Origin of the sequence: Eggerthella sp. 1_3_56FAA, assembly GCF_000185625.1 — a bacterium.
In the GTDB taxonomy this organism is placed as follows: Bacteria; Actinomycetota; Coriobacteriia; order Coriobacteriales; family Eggerthellaceae; genus Eggerthella; species Eggerthella lenta.
Genome location: NZ_GL622579.1, coordinates 410,344 through 428,274, shown reverse-complemented (window position 1 = coordinate 428,274; position 17,931 = coordinate 410,344). Strand labels below are relative to the sequence as shown.

Sequence of the window (17,931 nt, the reverse complement as noted above, 5' to 3'; positions counted from 1 at the left end):
CGCGCGCTCGCGCGCTTCGGCCTCGAGGACATCGCCGAGCGCCACCCGCTCTCGCTCTCGGGAGGGCAGCGCCAGCGGCTGGCCATCGCCGTCGGCATCCTGCAGGGCGCCCGCGTGCTCGTGCTCGACGAGCCCACGAGCGGGCTCGACTTCGGCACCATGGGGCGCGTGGCCGACGAGGTGCGCCGGGCGCGCGACGCGGGAGCGTGCATCGTCGTGGTCACCCACGACTACGAGTTCGTCTGCGCCGCCTGCGACCAGGTGGCCGTGCTCGAGGACGGCGTCGTGTCCGACGTGCTGCCCGTGCGCGGCGAGGCCCTCGGGCGCATCCGGCGCGCGATCGGCATCGACGGGCGGGCGCGCCCGCTCTGACCGAATCTGACCGAAGGCATCGACCATTTCAAGAGAAGGAGATACGCTTATGGCAACGACGACGGTTGCCGCCTCTTCGGGCGGCGCGAACGCGAAGGGCAAGCTGGTGGGGAAGGACTACATCACGCTGGCCATCTTCGGGGTGCTCCTGTTCCTCGTGTTCATGGTGTTCGCGATGGTGCTGGGCATGAACGCGAACCTGTTCTGGTTCACGCACGCGTGCGGCTCGCTCATCGGCGGCATCGTGTGGATGTACGTGGCCGCGAAGGTGCCCAAGCGCGGCGCGTTCGCCATCATGTCCGCGATCGTCGCGGTGGTGGCGCTGCTGCTGGGCATGCTGTGGACCGGCCCGGTGGGCATCGTGGCGGGCGGCCTGCTGGCCGAGCTCGTGGCGGGGGCCGGCAGCAAGCGCACCACGCTGCGCTGCCTGGCGGCGTTCGCGGTGTGGACGCTGTGCTTCTGGGTGGGCCAGGAGTCGATGATCTTCCTAGCGGGCGACGCCTACGTGCAGATCGTGGTCGATTCCGGCATGAGCGCCGAGTACGGCCAGGGGCTCGTCGACTTCATCCACGGCCCGCTCGCGCTGGTGGCGCTGGCCGCGACCGCGGTGTGCCCCTTCGTGGGCGGCTGGATCGGCTCGAAGCTGTTCAAGAAGCACTTCGCCAAGATCTCGGCCTGAGCGCCGCGCCCTTCGGCCGACGAGGCGCCGAACGAACGGCTCCCTTTCGGGGGAGCCGTTCTCTTTTTCGGCGGCATCGTCCAATCGGCATCGACGTGCAGCGGATTTCGGCGGGATCGCTATTATGTTCTCTTAGGCTAACAATAAGCACGTTACGGCAAGGAAAGGAACGAATCGTGTCAAGACCGCAGAATCCCATCGTGCGGCTGCTGGAGTTCGCCGGGCCCCACAAGCGCTTGACCATCGCGGGCTGCGCGCTCTCGGCGCTCAACGCCGTGCTGGCCATCGCGATGCTCGTGTGCGTGTGGTTCGTCGTGCGCGACCTCGTGGCCGTCGCCCCGGCGTGGGGCGAGGCGCGGCAGGCCCCGGTGTACGGCGCCTGGGCGCTGGCCTTCGCGCTCGCGGGCCTCGTCGTGTACTTCGCCGCGCTCATGTGCACGCACCTCGCCGCGTTCCGCACGGCGACGAACATGCGCAAGGCGGCGCTCGAGCACCTCGCGAAGGTGCCGCTCGGCTACTTCTCCGTCCGCTCCACCGGCGAGCTGCGCCGCGTCATCGAAGGGTCCACGGGGCTCACCGAGGGCGTGCTGGCGCACCGCATCCCCGATTTCGTGGGCGCGCTGGTCACGCCCGTGGCCTACCTCGTCGTCATGTTCGTGTTCGACTGGGTCATGGGCCTCGTGTGCCTCATCCCCGTGCTCGCCTCCGCCTTCTGCATGTTCCTCATGATGGGCGGCGGCCTGGGCGGCAAGGACGGCGAGGGCAACTCCAACGCCATGCAGTTCATGGTGAACTACCAGAACGCGCTCGACAAGATGAACAAGGCCGCCGTGGAGTACGTGCGCGGCATCCCCGTGGTGAAGGTGTTCCAGCAGACCGTCCACTCGTTCAGGGCGTTCCGGGAGTCCATCGTGGCCTACTGCGACTTCGCCACCGCCTACGTGAAGCTGTGCGAGGGCCCGCAGGTGGCGCAGCTCGTGGCCATCAACGCGACGTTCTTCGTGCTCGTGCCGGCGGGCATCCTGCTGGCGGGCGCGGCGGGCGACTTCGGCGCGTTCCTCACGAACTTCCTGTTCTACGTCATCTTCTCGGCGCTCACCACCATGATGATGAGCAAGATCATGTACTCGTCGCAGGCGGTGACCGAGGCGCAGGACGCGGTGAGCCGCATCGACGGCATCCTGTCGGCGCCGCTCATGGCCGAGGTGGACCCGGCCCGGGCCGAGGCGCCCGCCGACGACGCCATCGACTTCGACCACGTCACGTTCTCCTATCCGGGCGCCGACGCGCCCGCGCTCGAGGACGTCGTGCTGCACGTGCCCTCGGGCGCCACGGTGGCGCTCGTGGGGCCCTCGGGCGGCGGCAAGACCACCGCGGCCTCGCTCGTGCCGCGCTTCTGGGACGCGAGCGCGGGGCGGGTGCTCGTGGGCGGCGTCGACGTGCGGTCCATCCCGCAGGCCGAGCTCATGGAGCGCGTGGCCTTCGTGTTCCAGAACGACAAGCTGTTCAAGCAGAGCCTGCTGGACAACATCCGCGCCGCGCGGCCGGAGGCGACGCGCGAGGAGGTGGAGGCGGCCGCGCACGCGGCGCAGTGCGACGACATCGTGGCGAAGCTGCCGCAGGGGCTCGACACCGTGGTGGGCGCCCGCGGCGTGTACCTCTCGGGCGGCGAGTGCCAGCGCATCGCGCTCGCGCGCGCCATCCTGAAGGACGCGCCCATCGTGGTGCTCGACGAGGCCACGGCCTTCGCCGACCCCGAGAACGAGGCGCTCATCCAGCGCGCGCTGGGGGTGCTGTGCGCGGGCAAGACCGTGCTCATGATCGCGCACCGGCTGTCCACCGTGGCCGGCGCCGACGCCATCTACGTGCTGGACGGCGGCCGCCTCGCGGAGCAGGGGACCCACGCCGAGCTGGTGGAGGCGGGCGGCTTGTACGCGCGCATGTGGGCCGACTATCGAACCTCGGCGCAATGGCGCATCGGAAAGGAGGGCGGCTATGCTGCGTGATTCCCTGGGCCTCACCGACGTGGGCGCGAAGAACTTCAGGCGCGGCGTGTTCTTCTGCACGCTGGCGAACCTCGTGCTCATGGCCCCGATCGGCATCCTGTTCCTGCTGGTGAGCGACTTCATGGACCACCTCGTGGCGGGGGCCCCGCTGCCCGCGCTGGCGCCGTACCTCGCGGGGTGCGTCGGCATCCTCGCGCTCATGGTCCTCACCCAGTGGGCCGAGTACGCGAACACGTACCACAAGGTGTACGAGGAGAGCGCCCGCAAGCGCACCGACCTGGCCGAGCACCTGCGCCGGCTGCCGCTGTCGTTCTTCGGGCGGCGCGACCTGTCCGACCTCACGAACGCCATCATGAAGGACTGCTCCGACCAGGAGCGCATGTTCATGCACGTCATGCCGCAGCTGTTCGGCACGGGCCTGTCCACGGCCATCGTCATCGTCGGCATCTTCTTCTACGACTGGCGTCTGGCGCTCGCGGCGTTCTGGGTGGTGCCCGCGGCGCTGCTCGTGATGGCGCTCACCGGGAAGCACCAGCAGCGCAAGGCGCAGGCGATGGAGGACGCGCGCCTCGAGGTGGCCGACGGCGTGCAGGAGTTCCTGGAGTGCGCGCAGGAGATCCGCGCCACGAACCGCTCGGCGGCGCATCTGGACGCGCTCGCGGCCAAGCTCGACGCGTTCGAGCGCAGGCAGGTGGCGTCCGAGCTGACCACCGGCGTGTTCGTCACCTCGGCGCAGGCGTTCCTCAAGCTGGGCATCGGCACCACCGTCTTCGTGGGCGCGACGCTGCTCGTGTCCGGGCAGACGGACTTCATGACCTACTTCGCCTTCCTGCTCGTGGTCACGCGCGTGTACGATCCGGTGAACCTCATCCTGCAGTCCATCGGCGAGCTGCTGAGCATGCGGCTGTCCATCAGGCGCACGCAGGAGCTGGCCGCCGAGAAGCCCATGGAGGGCTCCACCGACTTCGCGCCGCGAGGCCACGACGTGGTGTTCGAGGACGTGTCGTTCTCGTACGGCGACGGCGAGCAGGTGCTGAGGGACGTGTCGTTCACCGCCCGCGAGGGCGAGGTGACGGCGCTCGTGGGCCCGTCCGGGTCGGGCAAGTCCACGGTGGCGAAGCTGGCGGCGCGCTTCTGGGACGCCGACGCGGGGTCGGTGCGCGTGGGCGGCGTGAACGTGGCCGACGTGGACCCCGAGACGCTGCTGGCCGACTACGCCGAGGTGTTCCAGGACGTGGTGCTGTTCGACGACACGGTGATGGGCAACATCCGCCTGGGGCGGGTCGGCGCAACCGACGAGGAGGTGCTGGCGGCGGCGCGGGCGGCGATGTGCGACGAGTTCGTGAGCCGCATGCCGCAGGGCTACGACATGATGATCGGCGAGAACGGCGGGCGGCTGTCGGGAGGGGAGCGGCAGCGCATCTCCATCGCGCGCGCCATCCTGAAGGACGCGCCGGTGGTGCTGCTCGACGAGGCCACGGCCTCGCTCGACGTGGAGAACGAGACGCAGGTGCAGCAGGCGCTGTCCAGGCTGCTGGCCGGCAAGACCGTGCTGGTCATCGCGCACCGCATGCGTACCGTGGCCAACGCCGACAAGATCGTGGTACTCAAAGAGGGCCGCGTCGCCGAGCAGGGCGCGCCCGCCGAGCTCATGGCGCGCGAGGGAGGGCTGTACCGGCGCATGGTGGAGCTGCAGACCGAAGCTTCGGGGTGGTCGCTGGCTTCCTGACGCCTCGCTTCTTTCCTTCGGCGATGGCGCTCGGCATGCCGTCGCGCCGGGAAACCGTCGGGATGAGGCGCGCGCGACAGGGCTGCATGCGCCGTTATGCGTTACCATGGTGCGAGGCGCATAGCGCGGCTTGGAGCCGCGCCGAGGAAAGGATGTAGACAGTGGATCGCGTGTTGCTGAAAGGCGCGCTGGCTGAGCTGTTCGACGAAGGGGCGGCTCGCTTCGACGCTTCGATGGCGGAGCTCACGACGTTTCGTATCGGAGGTCCGGCCGACGTTCTCGTGGAGCCTCGCACGGCGGGCGAGGCGCGTGTCGTATTGGAGGCATGTCGCCGCCTGGGCGTTGCGGTGCGTGTGATGGGGCTTGGCAGCGACGTGCTGGTGGCGGACGAAGGGCTTCGTTGCGTCGTCGTGCGCATCGCCGAGAGCTTGTCGCAGGTGGAGGTTGACGGCGAGCGGATGCATGTGGAGGCGGGCGCGTCGAACGCCGACGTGGCGCGGCGCGCATGCGAGGAGGGGCTTGCGGGATACGAGTTCGCCTGCGGCATCCCGGGCACCGTGGGCGGCGCGGCCATCATGAACGCGGGCGCCTACGGAGGCGAGTTCAAGGACGTGGCCGAATCGGTGCGCTGCCTCACGCCGGAGGGCGAGCTGGTGGACGTGGACGCCGAGCGGGCGCAGTGGTCGTATCGGCATTCGATGATGGGCGAGGCCGGTTTCGTGGTGCTGGGAGCGACGCTGCGCCTGGCTCCCGACGACCCGCGCGCCATCCGGGAGCGCATGGACGACCTCGCGCGCCGGCGCGCCGAGAAGCAGCCGCTCGAGCTGCCCAGCGCCGGAAGCACCTTCAAGCGCCCTGCCGGGTTCTTCGTCGGGCAGCTGGTGCAGGAGGCGGGGTTGCGAGGGTACCGCGTGGGCGGTGCCCAAGTGTCCGAGAAGCACACCGGTTTCGTGGTGAACGCGGGCGACGCCACGGCGGCCGACGTGCGCCGCCTCATCGCCGATGTGCAGGAGCGCGTGCGGGCGAGCGCCGGCGTGGATCTCGAGCCCGAGGTGCGCATGTGGGGTTTCGAGGAATAAGCTCGTCCCCAATATCTTGCGACAAAGGAACAAATGTTTCACGTGAAACATTTGTTCGCGCACGAAGATGACGGGAGGCGGCAACCGCTCGCTTAGGTAACGGGCGGGCGTGCGCTTGCTTGGTCGATATAGAGGGCGAGCGCTCCTTTAGGTGAACTGCCCTTTCCTATGAATCACGGAAATGTTACTATTGCTATAGCATAAGTGGACGCAAGGGGGCGTGCGTATGATCGATCGGGCTTTGTTCGCGCTGGAGGGCATCCGCGGCGCGCTGGCGGCGCTGGTGGCCCTTGCCGTGGCCCGGGCGCTGCTCGTGGTGGGGCAGGCATGGTCGTTGGCAAGCGCCATCGTGCATCTATGGGAAGGCGCGCCGCTGCCCGACCAGGCTCCGCTCATCGTCCTGTTCTTCCTCTGCTTCGTAGGCGGCCAGCTGGTGCGCTACGCGCAGGACTCCTATCTCGACCGCTACGCCTACGCACGCATCGACGCACTGCGCCGCGAGCTTCTGCAGGCGGTGTTCGGCCAGGGTGCGCGCATCGTGCAAGCTCAGGGCACCGGCAGCGTCACTGCGATGGTGTTGGAGGGCATCGACCAGGTGGAGACGTACCTGCGCCTCATCCTGCCGAAGATCGTGTGCGTGGTCGTGGTGCCGCTCATCGTGCTTTTGTGCGTGTTCCCGGTGGATTGGGTGTCGGGTTCCATCATGCTGGTCATGTACCCGGTCATCGTGTTCTACATGGGGCTGATCGGCGCGACAGCGAAGGCGGCCGCGTCGCTGCAGCACGAGGAGTACCAGCGGCTGTCGAATCACTTCATCGACTCGATGCGCGGCATCGATACGCTCAAGCTGTTCGGCCGCGGCAAGCGCCACGGCGAGCGCATCTTCGAGGTGAGCGAGCGCTTCCGCGAGGCAACGGTTAAGACGCTGCGCATCGCCACGTTGTCGGGCTCCGTGCTCGACCTCATCTCCACGCTGTCGCTGGCGGCCGTGGCCATCATGTTGGGATTCCGCCTCGTGGACGGTTCGATCGCCTTCTTCCCTGCGCTGTTCGTGCTGGTGCTGGTGCCGGAGTACTTCAAGCCCATCCGCGAGTTCGCCAGCGACTACCACGCCTCGCTCGACGGCAAGAACGCGCTGGCCTCCATTCAGGGCATCATCGCGTCGGCGGAGGAGGGCGCGTCGGACGTTGCAGGCGACGAGGCCGCCGCGCTGCACGACGTTCCCGTCTGGAGCGAAGATTCGACGCTCGAGCTGGACGGCGTGCGCTTCTCGTATCCCGAGCACGAGGCGCTTTCGGACGTGTCCTTCGCCGTGCGCGGTTTCGCGCGCGTCGGCGTCATCGGGGCCAGCGGCTCGGGCAAGAGCACGCTCGTGAACCTGTTGGGCGGCTTCGCGGCTCCCAGCGCGGGCACGGTGCGCGCCGCAGGGCGGCAGCTGGCAGACCTGCGCGAGCCTTCGTGGCAGCGCCAGGTGCTCTACATCCCGCAGGACCCGTACCTGTTCCACGCCACGCTGCGCGACAACATCATGTTCTACCGCCCCGATGCCGACGACGATGAGGTTGCGCGCGCGGTGGAGGTCGTGGGGCTGGGCGATCTCGTGGCCGAGCTGCCGGACGGGCTGGACACGCTGGTGGGCGAGGGCGCCCGCGCGCTGTCGGGCGGCCAGGCGCAGCGCATCGCGCTGGCCCGCGCGCTTCTGGACGACTCGCGGCGCATCCTGCTGTTCGACGAACCCACGGCGCACCTCGACATCGAGACCGAGTTGGAGCTGAAGGAGCGCATGCTGCCGCTCATGGAAGGCCGTCTCGTGGTGTTCGCCACGCACCGGCTGCATTGGGTGCACGACATGGACGCCGTGCTGGTGATGGAGGACGGGCGCGTGGCCGAGTTCGGCGCGCCGAAGGAGCTTGCCGCGCGCGACGGCGCGTACGCGCGCTTGGCGTCGCGGTTGGAAGGAGGCGCGCTATGAGCAGGGAAGGCGAAGCCGTGCAGGGCGCCGTGCCGCGCGAGGAGGGGTTCGCGAGCGTGCTGCGCCGCGACGCCTGGGTGAAGCCGTTCTTCTTCCGTTACCGCAAGGCGTTGGCGTTGGCGCTTTTCCTGGGGCTGCTGACGTTCGGGTTCGCCTCGGCGCTGATGTTTACCTCAGGCTACCTGGTCAGCGCTTCGGCGGTGGTTGAGACCATCCTCTTTCTGCACCTGCCGCTCATCTTCGTGCGCATCTTCGGCGTGGGCAAGCCCATCCTGCAGTACCTCGAGCGCTTGACCAGCCACGACTGGGTGCTGCGCATGACCAGCGGATTGCGGTTGAAGCTGTACCGCGCGCTGGAGCGCGACGCCGTGTTCTTCCGCGCCACGCACCGCACGGGCGACGTGCTGGGCCTTCTGGCCGAGGATATCGGGCACATTCAGAACCTGTACCTGCGCACCGTGTTCCCCACGGTGACGGCATGGCTGCTGTTCGTCGTGCTGGTGGCATGCCTGGGCTGGTTCTCGCTCTGGCTCGCGCTGGCGATGCTGCTGGTGCTGGGCACGGCGGTGTTCCTCGTGCCGCTGGTGTCGGTGCTGGCGAACGCCGCGCGCCAGGCGCGCCACAAGCAGATGAAGAACGAGCTGTACGCCGAGCTGGCCGACAACGTGCTGGGTGTGTCCGACTGGGTGTTCGCCGGGCGCGGCGAGGAGTACCTCACGCGCCATAAGGAGCGCGAGCTGCGGATGCGCGACGTGCAGGAGCGCATGGAGCGCTTCGGTCGGCGCCGCGACGTGGTGCTGCAGGCGCTGTTCGGCATCTGCGCCGTGCTGCTGCTGGTGTGGGCGGGCGGGCGCTTCGGCGGGGAAGGGGGCGACGCGGCCAACTGGATCGCCGCGTTCGTGCTGGGCTTCTTCCCGCTCATCGACGCGTTCGCGCCCTTGTCGTCGGCGGCGGTGGAGGCCGGCGCCTACCGCGATTCCATCGCGCGTTTGAACGACCTGCCGACCCCCGGCGAGGAGAAGCCGTCCGCGCGCGTGCCCGAGGCGCCGTTCGACGTGCGGGTTGACCGGGCGGAGTACCGCTATCCCGGCACGTCGCGTGACGTGCTGCGCGGCCTGAGCCTGACGGTGCCGCAGGGCCAGCGCGTGGCCGTGCTGGGCCGCAGCGGCGCGGGCAAGAGCACGCTGGCGTCCCTCGTGCGCGGCGACATACGACCCGATGCGGGCGGCGTGACGCTGGGCGGCTCGCCCACGGCCGACCTCGGCGACGAGGCGGCGAAGTGGATCGGGGTCATCCAGCAGCGCACCTACCTGTTCAACATGACGCTGCGCGACAACCTGCGCATCGGGCGCGAGGACGCGACCGACGACGAGGTATGGGACGCGCTGGGCAGGGTGGGGCTGCGGTCGATGGCCGAGCGGCTGCCGAACGGCCTGGACACGCTGGTGGACGAGGCCGGCCTGCGCTTCTCGGGCGGCGAGCGCCACCGCGTCGCGCTCGCGCGCGTGCTGCTGCAGGACGTGCCCGTGGTCATCCTGGACGAGCCCACGGTAGGCCTCGATCCTATCACCGAGCGCGCGCTGCTGGACGACCTGTTCGAGGCGCTGGCGGGCAAGACGGTGATCATGATCACCCACCATCTGGCCGGCGTGGACGCCATGGACCGCGTCGTGTTCGTGGAGGACGGCCGCATCGCGCTCGACGGCGCGCCGGACGAGCTCGCGCGCACGAGCGAGCGCTACCGACGTCTGCTGGCCTTCGACCGCGGGCAGGCGGCGGGCCGCTAGCCGCGGGCGCGCAGAAGGGCGGTTGCGTCCTCGGGCGCGAGCGCGCACACGGTGGATCTCCTGAGCAGGCCTTTGTCGCGCGTTACGATGTAGTCGGCCTTCGCGCGTTCGGCGCATGCCATGATCAGGTTGTCCTCTATGTCCCCGTTGAACGCGCTCAGCTTGCTGGCGACCCAGAAGTCGGATAGGTCGAGCCCGACGAGCGTCGAAACCTCGTTCATGTTAGCGAGGTTCGCCCAGGCTAGGCGGTTCGCGGCCAGCGCGAAGGCTTCGTCGACCGCTTCGCCCTTCTCGCGCGCCGCTTTCTTGAGGGTGCTGCAGGTGAAGAAATGGACGTCCTTCGCCGTGGTCGCCGCATGGCAGAGCGTTGCGCCTCGCTCCACGGCTTCGTCGAGGAATTCGCACGATGCGCGATGGTTTGGGCGAAATCCCAGGTAGTTGTCGAGCCAGACGTTCGTATCGACGAGGAAGACCGGGGCGGCTCCGTTCATGGCCGCACTCCTTCCTCGCCGTGGCGCTCGAGTATGAACTCTTCCATGAGCTGGTCGTAGGGATCGAAGGCGACGGAAGAGGGCATTTCGCTTCCGAAGCCCATATCCGCGAACGCTCGCGCCGCTTCCTCGCGTCCGCGGCGAAGCGCTTCGAGTTGCGACGGGCTCTCTATCCTCGCGTTCGCGCGCGCTGGCAAGGGACGGTCCTCCAGCAGGTTCACGATGGCCGAGGGGTTTTCGCCGCACCCTGCTGCTTTGCGCCACAGCGCGCGAACCGCCTGCGACGGAGAGTATCCGGCGCGTTTCAAAACGTCGTCTCCGGCAAGTTTGAGCGAACGCTCGATACGGGTGTTGAACTGGATCGTCTCGGCAGCGGCACCCATCGTTCCTCCTTTCAAGCAGCCTATGAGCTATACGTAAGTATAGCATAATCGCTAGCAAAATGGATGAGCAGAGATGCGGGCGGTTCTTCGACGGCGCTTGGCAGGGCGCTCGCATTCTCGGGCTATCGAGCGCCCGTTTGCGGGGCGGGAAGGGATGGCGTCTGGGGATTCTCCGTTCTTCGCGCCGCCGGGCTCCGGCTTCCGGTATCCTGAACGTTCGCGACAATTCCGGATTACGAGAGCAGCGGAGAGGCTTCATGAAGATCAACCACGCGATCCTGCACGTTTTCGACTTCGTCTCGTGCGTCAACGTGTACGCCCAGGAGGAGCTCGATCTTTCGAGCAAGAACGCCAAGCGCTACGTGACGAGCCACGCGAAGAAGGCGCTCGGCAACATCGACAGCAAGCGCGGCGAGTTCGCCGAGAACAGCATGTTCGCCGAGGAGCTGCGCTGCTACTTCCGCGGTCAGCGCGAGTTCGTCGACCTGTCCGTCCAGGTGGCCGAGTTCATCGCCGGCGAGCTGGGGCGCATGGAGAAGACCGAGTCGGCCGACCTTCTGGTGATGGACTTCGAGGACGATCCCGACAACACGGTGCGGGAGATGACCGACGACGAGGCCGAGGCGGCGTATCGCGGCGAGGGCAAGCGCTACTTCGCGTTCATGCTGCTGGAGGCCAAGCAGGCCTACATGCACGAGGTGGGCTACGGCGAGAGCGGCGCGCAGCGCGTGGACATCGCGCGCCATCACGCCATCCTGCCGAACCCGTCGCAGAAGGTGGCGTCGTTCGCGGTGATCGAGTCGAAGACGCTGTCGGTGTCGTTTTGCGACAAGGAGCGCGCCATCGCGGGCGAGAACCGCTGGCTCATCCCCGACGGCCTGCTGCAATGCTCGATGGAGGCGTCCAGCAAAGAGGTGTTCGACGCCGTGACGCGCATCGTCGAGGAGGTTGCCGAGGAGTACGGCGCCAACGCGGCTGTGGCGGTGTCGAAGGCGAAGGCCTACGTGGCCGAGAACGCCGACGAGTCCGACGAGCTTGCCCCGTGGGACCTGGGCGAGGAGGTGTTCGAGGACGAGCCGCTGCAGAAGCGCTTCGAGCAGGCGCTTGCCGACGAGGCGCTGCCCGAGCGCGTGGTCGTGGAGAAGAACGTGGCCAAGCGCGTGGCGAAGAGCCACAAGATCCGCACCGACACGGGCATCGACATCACGTTCCCGGCCGAGTACGGCGAGAACCCCGACTTCATCGAGTTCGTCAGCGGCCCGAACGGCCTCATCAACATCGAGCTCAAGAACATCGGCCACATCGAGAACCGCTAGAGGTCCCGCGGTCCCATCCTGCAACCTGCCGCCGCGCCCGCTTCCCCGCGGACGCGGTGTATGAGACAATAGAGCGAACTTCCCGGAAAACAGAGGAGCATCACGTGGCGGAATTCATCTACCAAATGTATCAGGCGCGCAAGGCGCACGGCGAGAAGGTCATTCTCGACGACGTGACCCTGTCGTTCTACCCCGGCGCGAAGATCGGCGTCGTGGGACCCAACGGCATGGGCAAGTCGACGCTGCTCAAGATCATGGCGGGCCTCGAAGAGGTGTCGAACGGCGACGCGCGCCTCACGCCCGGCTACACGGTGGGCATCCTGCAGCAGGAGCCGCCTCTGGACGACGACAAGACCGTCATCGAGAACATCGAGATGGCGTTCGGCGAGGTGAAGGCCAAGATCGACCGCTTCAACAAGATCGGCGAGGAGATGGCCGAGCCCGACGCCGACTTCGACGCGCTCATGGCCGAGATGGGCGAGCTGCAAGACGCCATCGACGCGGCGAACGGGTGGGATCTCGACAGCCAGCTGTCGCAGGCCATGGACGCGCTGCAGTGCCCCGACCCCGACATGCCGGTGAACGTGCTATCCGGCGGCGAGCGCCGTCGCGTGGCGCTGTGCAAGCTGCTGCTGGAGGCGCCCGACCTGCTGCTGCTCGACGAGCCCACCAACCACCTGGACGCCGAGTCGGTGCTGTGGCTGGAGCAGTTCCTGCGCACCTACCCCGGCGCGGTGCTGGCCGTCACGCACGACCGCTACTTCCTGGACAACGTGGCCGAGTGGATCTGCGAGGTGGACCGCGGCAGCCTCTTCCCGTACAAGGGCAACTACTCCACCTACCTCGAGACGAAGGCCGCGCGCCTGGAGGGCCAGGGCCAGCGCGAGGAGAAGCTGGCGAAGCGCCTGCGCTCGGAACTGGAGTGGGTGCGATCCAGCCCCAAGGCGCGCCAGGCCAAGAGCAAGGCCCGCATCGAGCGCTACGAGCAGATGGCGGCCGAGGCACGCTCGTTCGAGAAGGCCAGCGTGTCGGACATCACCATCCCCGTGCCGCCGCGCCTGGGCGCGAAGGTCATCGAGGCCAAGCACATCAGGAAGGCGTTCGGCGACCGCGTGCTCATCGACGACTTGTCGTTCACGCTGCCCCAGGGCGGCATCGTGGGCGTGATCGGCCCGAACGGCGTGGGCAAGTCCACGCTGTTCAAAGCCATCGTGGGCTTGGAGCCCCTGTCGGGCGGCGAGCTTGAGATCGGCGAGTCGGTGAGCATCTCCTACGTCGACCAGAACCGCGAGGGCATCGACCCGAACAAGAAGCTGTGGGAGGTCGTCTCCGACGGCCTGGACTACATGAAGGTGGGCGACACCGAGATTCCCAGTCGCGCCTACGTGGCCAGCTTCGGCTTCAAGGGGCCCGACCAGCAGAAGCCGGCCGGCGTGCTGTCGGGCGGCGAGCGCAACCGCCTGAACCTGGCGCTGACGCTCAAGCAGGGCGGCAACCTCCTGCTGCTCGACGAGCCTACGAACGACCTCGACGTCGAGACGCTGGAAAGCCTGGAGGAGGCGCTGCTGGCATTTCCCGGCTGCGTCGTGGTGACCAGCCATGACCGCTGGTTCCTCGACCGCATCGCCACGCACATCCTGGCGTGGGAGGGCACCGACGAGAACCCGGGCAACTGGCACTGGTTCGAGGGCAACTTCGACGACTACCAGAAGAACCGCGTCGAGCGCCTGGGCGAGGAGGCCGCGCGTCCGCACCGCATCCACCGCAAGCTCACCCGCGACTAGCAGATACGCGACATGCATTCGAGGCCCCGGAGCTGAACGGCATCGGGGCCTCGCCGCGTTCAGGCGAACTTGACGGCGCAAAGGACGACGAACCCGATGACGACGACAGCTGCCAAAAGGTTCATCACGCGCAGCGGGAGCTTCCCGAGGGCTTTCTGGCACAGCGGGTAGACGATCCATGTGTACAGCATGGCCACGGCCGCCAGCGCGAGGTCGTTTACGAGCCATGCCTGGCCGAGGATGTTGAACGGCAGCTGCGAGTTGTCCCACAACGGGTATTCGCCGGCGGCGTTCGGCTGGTTCAGCATGAACCCCATGGCCAGTTCCATGAGCATGCACACGACCACGGTGACGGCGAAGAACTGGATCCCGGCGCTGACGAGGGTGGCGCGCCGGGCGACCAGCGCCGTCTTGAGCGGCATCAGCACGAGCGCGCAGACGACGACGCCCACGCCGTACACGAGAAACGGGTACATCGGGTCGTCCCACACAAGCGAATCGGCATCGACGATGCCGAATACGTTCATGAACGAGCAGTAGACGATCTCCATCCAATGTCCCAGCACGCTGAACACGCAGAAGTACACGGCCAGGTTCCGCCAGAACGCGAAGGAGCCGGGCTCGTAGCCGTACCGCTCGTCTTCTTTGGAGAGAATGGGCATGGACGCTGGGTCGTCCTAGCCGGCCGCTTCAGAATCGTAGCTGGACGAGAGCTCGATCGAGGTTGCGTCCGAGGAGCCGGCATCGTCGGCGTCGTCGAGGTCGGGAAGCGCCACGTTCACGTAGTACAGGAAGATCAGGATGCAGAAGCCGACGGTCACGGCTATGAAGGCGATGTTCATGCCGTCCCGGGGGACCTTGCTCAGCAGCTGCTCGAGCGCCGGGTAGATCACCCAGGTCATGAGCGTGGCCACCACGCCGAAGGCGATGGCGTTCTGCAGGCACACCTGGCCCATGAAGTTGCAGAACATATCGGAGTAGTCCCATAAGGGCAGCTTGCCGTCAGGGCCGGGCTGGTTGACCATGAGGCCCATGACCAGCTCGATGGCCGTGCAGACGAGCGCGTTGACGACGAAGCTGATGAGCAAGGGCACCACGCGGCTGCGGATGCGCTTTTCGAGGAAGTTCTTGACGGGGTACAGCAGAAGCACGCACGCCACGGCTCCGAACCCGTACACGATGAAGGGGTAGAGCCAATCCGACCAGATCTGGGAATTCGGGTCGTAGGTGCCGGGTATCATTCCGAAGCGGATGAGCGTGCAATAGGCCGCCTCCATCCAGTGTCCCACCACGCTGAACACGCAGAAGTAAATGATGATGTTGCGCCAGAACGCCCAGGTCCGAGGCTGGTAGCAGTCCAGGTCCTTCGCGAGCTCGCGTTGTTTGACCTCGGCGTCGAAGGGCTGCGTCAGCACGGCTTTCGCGCGTCTCGACGTGAGGAAATACGCGAGCAGGATGAGGTCGGGCGTGCACGAGAACAGCTGGCCGACAAGGCTGAAGTGACCGGTCGCGATGTTGAAGGCGGTTCCGATGAAGATGTTGAACAGGCTGAACCCGATGATGAAATGGCGCGCCAGGCGTTTGCGCTGCCAGATGAGCCAGAAGCTGATGCTGTCGAATATCAGGTTGACGAAATCGAGGATGTTCGAGAATTCCAGCTCGTAGCTGCCTTTGATCAGGAACGCCAACAGCGAGATGGTGACGATGACGTTGAATGCAAAGAAGAACTGGAGGACCCGCATGAAGCCGAGCTTCTTCGGGTTGCTGAAGTCTTTCGCCATGGGCTGCGGCTCCAATCACGCGCGACAGATCTATCCTGGTGGCGCGCGTCCCCGATGGCGTTGCGCGCACAGTTCGTCCAGTATATCTCGGCAGACCGGCGGAAGGCGCGTTCGGAAAGGCAGATGCCGCGTTCGCTTCGCAGAACGCGGCGTTCGTGCCGCTACCAGCGTTTGAGCGTGGGGAGCAGGGCGCCCATGAACGAAACGGCTTCGTCGCGCGTGATGTGGCACGACTCGGCCATGAATGGGGCGCAGCGCTCGATCAGCTCCTCGAGCGTCTCGTCTTCCAGAAACGCGCCGTTCGCATAGCACCACGAGCAGTAGTCGGCCGACAGAGAGCCGTCCGCCTCGGTGCCATGATCCTTCTCCTGGTAGAACGGCATGCCGCAGCTTTGGCAGTAGGCGCCGTCGGGCATCTCCAAAAGCAGGGCGACGGGCACATCGCAGGTGGCTGCGATGAGCTTGCACATGTCGATGCCAGGCGTGGTCTCCCCGTTCTCCCAGCGCGATACGGCCTGGCGGGTGACGTAAAGCTTGCGCGCTAGGTCTTCCTGAGTGAGGTTGCGCTCCTTGCGGATGCGGACGAGCACGTCTCCGATGGCCATGGGGGTCCTTTCGTCGTTGGCTTGCGCAACCATTGAACCACGGCGTCGGCCCCGCCGTAAAGAAACAAAGCGTTGCGGGATGCGCTGCGCGGCGGTTGCGGGTATGATGGCATGGCGTTGCTGCAAGCCTGTTGCGAGATGCCGCGTGCGCGGCCGAAGGGAGACGACACGATGTACATTACCTGCCTGGACCTGGAAGGCGTGCTGGTGCCCGAGATCTGGATCGCGTTCGCCGAGGAGAGCGGCATTCCGGAGCTGACGCGCACGACTCGCGACGAGCCCGACTACGGCAAGCTCATGGACTTCCGTCTGGACATCCTGCGCCAGCATGGCCTGGGCCTCAAGGAGATCCAGGAGACCATCGCGCGCATCGACCCCTTGCCGGGGGCGAAGGACTTCCTCGACGAGCTGCGCGCCACGACCCAGGCCGTCATCATCAGCGACACGTTCACCCAGTTCGCCCAGCCCCTCATGGCGAAGCTGGGCTGGCCGGCGCTGTTCTGCAACGAGCTGGAGGTGGCTGACGACGGCACCATCGCGGGCTTTCGCATGCGCTGCCCCGAATCGAAGCTGACCACCGTGCGCGCGCTGCAGTCCTGCGGCTTCGACACCATCGCGGCGGGCGACAGCCATAACGACCTGGGGATGATCAGGGCCAGCAAGGCGGGCTTCCTGTTCCGCAGCCCCGATTCCATCAAGGCAGAGAACCCCGACCTGCCCGCGTTCGAGGAATACGGCGATCTGCTCGCCGCCGTCAAGCAGGCTATGGCTTAACTGCGTTCGCTGTCGCCTGCGGCATCGGCGTTTTCGCGCGGTGCTCGTCGGCGGCGGCGCGCAGCGTCGCCACGACGTTCGACGAAGCGCTCGTGGCGACGCCCGAGCTCAGTATGGCCTGGAGCGGGTTCGCGTGGTCGCCGCGGCAGGCTTCGTCGCTCATGATCTCGACGAGGCCGCCCAAGGTGAACCTCACTACCACCATGGCTTCGCTGCTCAAACGCGTTTCATCGACATGGAACAGGTCGAACCAGGTATGCATGACCAGGTTCTTCAGCGTGGCCACAAGCTCGCTCGATCCGTTCTTGCCGACGACCAGAAGGGCACGGTCGATCCGCTTTTTCAGGTCGGGGTTGCGCAGCAAGGCGTTCGCCTCGATCTCGTCGATGCCTTTCGAAGGCCCTCCGTTCATCAGCAACATGCGCGCCATCTCGCGCGGGAGCATGCTGTCCAGCGCCTGCGCGGCGAGCGCGCCCAAGCCGTCGAAATGGTAGTAGAACGCGTTCTTGTTGACCTGCGCCCGCTTGGCGATCTCGCCGACGGTGATCTGGGCGTACGGTTTCTCGGCGAGGATCTCCCAGAACGCCTCCTCCATGCGCTCGACGGCGGTGGGGCCTTCCTGGTCTTTACGCGGGCGCGCCATGGCTTCTCCTCGAAACTAGTCAGCAGGAACAATATTCACCATTTTTATTAGACGTTGCGACCAATAAAATTGCCTCTTGAGAATAAATCAAGCCGCGGGCGCGGTCAAGCGCCGGCGACGCATTCGGAAGGAGGCTCCCGGTGTTCGAGAAACTCGGGAAAGCGAAGTACGTAGTGCCGCTGCTCATCGGCATCGTGGCGGCATGCGTCATGTCCGTCATGTTCTACCCGATGGCGAACATGGAGATGAAGGGGCTGCCGTTCGCGGTTCTGTCGCTCGACGAGGGCGTGGAGACGCCGCAGGGCGATATGAACGTGGGCGACACCCTGGTCGAGAACATCACGTCCGCGACGGCTGCGGAGGGCGGCGAGGAGTCGCCCATCGCCTGGACGAAGGTGGGCAGCCAGAAAGAGCTGGACGAAGCTCTCGAGAACGGCGAATACTACGGCGCGATCATCGTTCCCGCTGATTTCAGCGCCCAGCAGATGGCGGTCAAGCAGGCTGAGACGAAGGCCTCGCTCGCGCAAGCC

At 66.7% G+C, this 17,931-nt stretch carries 17 protein-coding genes; 11 read left to right on the top strand and 6 right to left on the bottom strand.

All coding sequences use genetic code 11. From position 1 onward, the window contains the following. The 7 genes from HMPREF1023_RS01795 to cydC form a co-directional block, all read left to right on the top strand. A partial coding sequence (locus HMPREF1023_RS01795) for an ATP-binding cassette domain-containing protein (RefSeq protein ID WP_009304422.1) occupies positions 1 to 372 on the top strand: 372 nt, incomplete at its 5' end. 49 nt (positions 373 to 421) lie between these two features. Further along, positions 422 to 1,051, top strand: coding sequence for an MptD family putative ECF transporter S component (locus HMPREF1023_RS01790; protein ID WP_009304421.1), 630 nt, complete (start codon positions 422 to 424; stop codon positions 1,049 to 1,051). Positions 1,052 to 1,227: 176 nt separating this feature from the next. Further along, positions 1,228 to 3,057: an ABC transporter ATP-binding protein gene (locus tag HMPREF1023_RS01785; protein WP_009608548.1), complete on the top strand. Its 1,830-nt coding sequence runs from the start codon at positions 1,228 to 1,230 to the stop codon at positions 3,055 to 3,057. Continuing rightward, positions 3,047 to 4,786 (top strand): ABC transporter ATP-binding protein, encoded by a 1,740-nt coding sequence (locus HMPREF1023_RS01780; protein WP_009304419.1) that lies wholly within the window; start codon positions 3,047 to 3,049, stop codon positions 4,784 to 4,786. Before HMPREF1023_RS01785 ends, HMPREF1023_RS01780 begins: the two co-directional genes overlap by 11 nt. A 161-nt stretch (positions 4,787 to 4,947) precedes the next feature. After that, positions 4,948 to 5,865, top strand: coding sequence for a UDP-N-acetylmuramate dehydrogenase (gene murB / locus HMPREF1023_RS01775; protein ID WP_009304418.1), 918 nt, complete (start codon positions 4,948 to 4,950; stop codon positions 5,863 to 5,865). 226 nt (positions 5,866 to 6,091) lie between these two features. Next, a complete protein-coding gene (gene cydD, locus HMPREF1023_RS01770; protein WP_009304417.1) occupies positions 6,092 to 7,837 on the top strand; it encodes a thiol reductant ABC exporter subunit CydD in 1,746 nt (581 codons plus the stop codon). Next, positions 7,834 to 9,624 (top strand): thiol reductant ABC exporter subunit CydC, encoded by a 1,791-nt coding sequence (gene cydC / locus HMPREF1023_RS01765; protein ID WP_009304416.1) that lies wholly within the window; start codon positions 7,834 to 7,836, stop codon positions 9,622 to 9,624. The genes cydD and cydC overlap by 4 nt, the downstream gene beginning before the upstream one ends. Here the strand turns inward: cydC and HMPREF1023_RS01760 are convergent. Continuing rightward, positions 9,621 to 10,115 (bottom strand): PIN domain-containing protein, encoded by a 495-nt coding sequence (locus HMPREF1023_RS01760; RefSeq protein WP_009304415.1) that lies wholly within the window; start codon positions 10,113 to 10,115, stop codon positions 9,621 to 9,623. The two genes, cydC and HMPREF1023_RS01760, sit on opposite strands and share 4 nt — an antisense overlap. After that, entirely contained in the window at positions 10,112 to 10,498 is a 387-nt protein-coding gene (locus HMPREF1023_RS01755) for a hypothetical protein (RefSeq protein WP_009304414.1), read from the bottom strand. The genes HMPREF1023_RS01760 and HMPREF1023_RS01755 overlap by 4 nt, the downstream gene beginning before the upstream one ends. 257 nt (positions 10,499 to 10,755) lie before the next feature. Between HMPREF1023_RS01755 and HMPREF1023_RS01750 the strand changes: the two genes are divergently transcribed. Both HMPREF1023_RS01750 and ettA read left to right on the top strand, forming a co-directional pair. Continuing rightward, positions 10,756 to 11,814 (top strand): nucleoid-associated protein, encoded by a 1,059-nt coding sequence (locus tag HMPREF1023_RS01750; RefSeq protein ID WP_009304413.1) that lies wholly within the window; start codon positions 10,756 to 10,758, stop codon positions 11,812 to 11,814. Positions 11,815 to 11,918: 104 nt separating this feature from the next. Next, positions 11,919 to 13,598, top strand: a complete 1,680-nt coding sequence (gene ettA / locus HMPREF1023_RS01745; RefSeq protein WP_009304412.1) for an energy-dependent translational throttle protein EttA — start codon at positions 11,919 to 11,921, stop codon at positions 13,596 to 13,598. A 59-nt stretch (positions 13,599 to 13,657) separates the two neighbouring features. On the opposite strand, the gene HMPREF1023_RS01740 is transcribed toward ettA, so the two are convergent. From HMPREF1023_RS01740 to HMPREF1023_RS01730, 3 genes are all read right to left on the bottom strand, one after another. After that, positions 13,658 to 14,260, bottom strand: coding sequence for a putative ABC transporter permease (locus tag HMPREF1023_RS01740; RefSeq protein WP_009304411.1), 603 nt, complete (start codon positions 14,258 to 14,260; stop codon positions 13,658 to 13,660). 15 nt (positions 14,261 to 14,275) lie between these two features. Next, complete coding sequence (locus tag HMPREF1023_RS01735; RefSeq protein WP_009304410.1) at positions 14,276 to 15,379, bottom strand: putative ABC transporter permease; 1,104 nt, start codon at positions 15,377 to 15,379, stop codon at positions 14,276 to 14,278. A 161-nt stretch (positions 15,380 to 15,540) separates the two neighbouring features. Then, positions 15,541 to 15,984 carry a zinc ribbon domain-containing protein gene (locus HMPREF1023_RS01730; RefSeq protein ID WP_009304409.1) on the bottom strand — a complete coding sequence of 148 codons (444 nt, stop codon included), beginning with the start codon at positions 15,982 to 15,984 and terminating at the stop codon, positions 15,541 to 15,543. A 171-nt stretch (positions 15,985 to 16,155) separates the two neighbouring features. Between HMPREF1023_RS01730 and thrH the strand changes: the two genes are divergently transcribed. Next, a complete protein-coding gene (gene thrH, locus HMPREF1023_RS01725; RefSeq protein WP_035577066.1) occupies positions 16,156 to 16,758 on the top strand; it encodes a bifunctional phosphoserine phosphatase/homoserine phosphotransferase ThrH in 603 nt (200 codons plus the stop codon). On the opposite strand, the gene HMPREF1023_RS01720 is transcribed toward thrH, so the two are convergent. Then, entirely contained in the window at positions 16,748 to 17,401 is a 654-nt protein-coding gene (locus tag HMPREF1023_RS01720; protein ID WP_009304407.1) for a TetR/AcrR family transcriptional regulator, read from the bottom strand. The genes thrH and HMPREF1023_RS01720 overlap by 11 nt on opposite strands. Before the next feature lie 140 nt (positions 17,402 to 17,541). On the opposite strand from HMPREF1023_RS01720, the gene HMPREF1023_RS01715 reads away from it, so the two are divergent. After that, the coding region (locus HMPREF1023_RS01715; RefSeq protein ID WP_035578276.1) for a YhgE/Pip domain-containing protein at positions 17,542 to 17,931 on the top strand (390 nt) is incomplete at its 3' end.